Origin of the sequence: Paenibacillus sp. NPDC057886 (assembly GCF_042796655.1) — a bacterium.
Lineage (GTDB): Bacteria > Bacillota > Bacilli > Paenibacillales > Paenibacillaceae > Paenibacillus.
In genome coordinates, this window is record NZ_JBHVMZ010000038.1 from 1 (window position 1) to 1,130 (window position 1,130).

The 1,130-nt window shown below is 52.1% G+C and carries 2 protein-coding genes; both read left to right on the forward strand.

The features are described from left to right. On the forward strand, nt 1–442 hold a 442-nt coding region (locus tag ACFVQB_RS34415), incomplete at its 5' end, for an ATP-binding cassette domain-containing protein (RefSeq protein ID WP_379449885.1). Next, on the forward strand, nt 439–1,130 hold a 692-nt coding region (locus ACFVQB_RS34420; protein WP_379449888.1), incomplete at its 3' end, for an ABC transporter transmembrane domain-containing protein. The genes ACFVQB_RS34415 and ACFVQB_RS34420, both read left to right, overlap by 4 nt.

The following is a 1,130-nucleotide window of genomic DNA, read 5'->3' on the forward strand; positions in this document are numbered from 1 at the left end:
CCGGTTTTATCATCCTGATGCTTCCCGAGAGGAAACGGCGCGCGCCGCTGATTCAGCGGGTCTTTCCGGACTGATCCGTGATCTGCCCGGCGGCCTTGACGGCCGGATCGGCGAGGGCGGACGGGCGCTTAGCGGAGGGCAGGCTCAGCGTGTCGCGCTGGCCAGAGCCTTTTTAGGAAACCGGCCGATTCTCCTTTTGGATGAGCCGACCGCTCACCTTGATATTGAAACAGAATATGAAATAAAAGAAACGATGAAAGACCTGTTTGAAAACAAACTTGTTTTTCTGGCCACTCACCGTCTTCACTGGATGCTTGAGATGGACGAAATTATCGTGCTTGATGACGGCGCGGTGGCGGAAATCGGCACCCACGACGAATTGATGGCGAAACAAGGCGTATACGCCAAACTTGTAAAGGTGCAACTGGGGGAAAGAACATGAGAAAAGAAGAATGGATTCTGCCGTATATGAAGCAAAATGCCCGTTTGTTTGTTCTTGTGATTTTTTTAGGCGCGGTGACGATTTTTTCGGCGGCCTTTCTCATGTTCACTTCCGGTTTTTTGATCTCTAAGTCGGCGACAAGGCCTGAGAATATCCTGCTGGTGTACGTTCCGATTGTGGCCGTGCGCACCTTCGGGATTGCCCGTTCAGTCTCACGGTACGCCGAGCGTCTGACGGGGCACCATATCATTTTGAAAATCGTGTCCGACATGAGGGTGCGGCTTTACAATATGCTGGAGCCGGCCTCGCTCATGCTTTCATCCCGTTTTCGGACGGGCGAAATGCTCGGCATTTTGGCTGAGGATATTGAGCATTTGCAGGATGCGTTTTTAAAAACGATTTTCCCGGCGGTTTCCGCTTTGCTGCTGTATGCGGCCTCCGTTATCGGACTCGGCTTTTTTTCCTGGCCGTTTGCCGCTTTTGCGGCGATTTACCTGTTTATATTGGTTGTATTGTTTCCGGTTGTGTCGCTTCTTGTGACGAGAGCGAAAAACATGAGGCTGAAAAGCGGCCGGAATATGCTCTACAGCCGGCTGACAGATGCCGTGCTCGGCGTGAGCGACTGGATGTTTTCGGGACGCCAGGCGGCCTTTATTTCCTCTTATGAAGAGAAAGAGAAGGCATGGTT